Here is a 1,754-nt window from a genome sequence, read left to right on the forward strand (position 1 = left end):
GGAGGCGGCGCGAAAAAACTGGGGCCAGGCAGGCGGGTGATAGGGGCGTAGGCTGGGTATTTTTCAAAAATGGCTTTCATCTCCGGATCTTGCTTGCTCATCATCGCCTTGAACGCCTCGTTGATTTTTTCCAGATCGGCCACAGAAGGCTGGGCGGGCGCGGGCAAGTTCGGGAAGCCCAGCATCATCAGTACCGGCACCGGGCCTTTGACGTTTTGCGGCAGCACCAGCACCATGTTGATGTTCACGTCGATCAATGGGTATTCGCTGTTATCGACTCGACCCACCAGTTTTTTGGCGATGACCGGAATGCGGCCCACGAATTCGTTGTCGGTCACTTTCGCCGTCCAGCTTACTTTGGGGATGTTCTTCGGTACCCGGCCGTACATTTCCCGCTCAAAATCGTCGATAATTTCGGGACGCCGTTGCTTCCACCATTGGTCGGGCGTGGTCACTTTTTTTCCGTTCCAGGTCGTGAGAATCTCCGGCAGTTGCGGACAGGGATTGGCCGTCGCTTCGTCGTAATTGGCGTGGTTGGGAGCGGACTCATTGCCACTTGGGCCTGGCCTGAGTTTTTTGATGCCCAGTTGCTGCATCATCAGTGCCTGATCCTCGATTGCCGTGAAGGTTTGGAGCTTAGGGTATTTACTGCTATCGATAGCGGCTTGCTGGGCAGTGGCTCCCAAGGAAAGGCCCGCCAATAGCACGAGCGTCAGGAATTTCTGCATGAGACTGCTTATTTTATTGGGTTAGGAATGCAATTATTGGTCGGTTCGGAAGGGAGAAGCGGGCAGTCCTTCTTTATTATAAAGATTGGGATTCACCGGATTATCCGCCCAGGCGTAGCGGACGTACAGCGGGTTAGATACTTCGTCGCTCTGCACGATTACTTTTCCGTTTTCTATGGCTGCCTTGGCCCAGACAAAGTTTTTATCACTGCCCGCGATCGCAAACTCACCCAAAGGTTCGCCGTCGATGGCTACTAGTCCACTGCCCGTATTGGTAAAGCTCACCACAATTTTATTTCCCTCCACAGCCGCTGATTGAAACAGGGGTCCCGAATATACCACGTTTTCGCCGTAAGCAGTTTTCAATGCCGCCAAAGCCAGCCGATCGCCCCCGGCCTTCTTGTGGTCGGGGTGTATGTCGGTCCACTCGCCCAGGTCTATGGCTACCGCCATGGCGGTGTTGGATACCGATAGCGCCTTAAATTGCGATTCCCGCAGTATAGCCCAGTTGCTTTCCGAGGGCAAATAGTTATAATCCATAAAGCCAGGAAGTTGAACAAATAGAAAGGGTAGCGGCCCCTGATTCCATTTGGTGCGCCAATCCTTAATCAACGCGGTTTGGAGGTCGGCGTATTCCTTGGGTTTTCCTGCATTGGTTTCTCCCTGGTACCAGCAAAAACCTTTGATGGCGTAGTTGATTTCCGGGGCTACCATGGCGTTGTACAAAGCCGTTGGCTGATTCTGGGCGCTTATGCCACCACCAAAACCGCTCATCATGGGCCGATAGGCAGTACTTACCTTATACTGCCAGGTTCCTTTCAAATCGACCGTGTCGGCATCGGCGAAAATGCAGTAAGGCTTATCAGGCACAAAACCACCTTTTCCCGCCGAATTGGTGACCCGAATGACAAAGGTGTTCTTACCCGGTTTCAAAACATCCGGCGGCAGCTTGTAGCGACGTTGTGGATACTGATAGGTCGTTTTTCCGACCAGTACTCCATTGATATACAGCTCATCCGCATCGAC

1 protein-coding gene and 1 pseudogene are annotated in these 1,754 nt (G+C 52.9%); both read right to left on the reverse strand.

Annotated features, from left to right (window positions below; genetic code table 11):
* Positions 1–728, reverse strand: a pseudogene (locus tag ACEW8P_RS21860) (acetylxylan esterase); the annotation flags it as partial.
* 33 nt (positions 729–761) lie between these two features.
* Positions 762–1,754: sialate O-acetylesterase (locus tag ACEW8P_RS21865; RefSeq protein ID WP_373515195.1), on the reverse strand; the 993-nt coding region annotated here is incomplete at its 5' end.

Source organism: Persicitalea sp. (assembly GCF_041751555.1).
Lineage (GTDB): Bacteria > Bacteroidota > Bacteroidia > Cytophagales > Spirosomataceae > Persicitalea.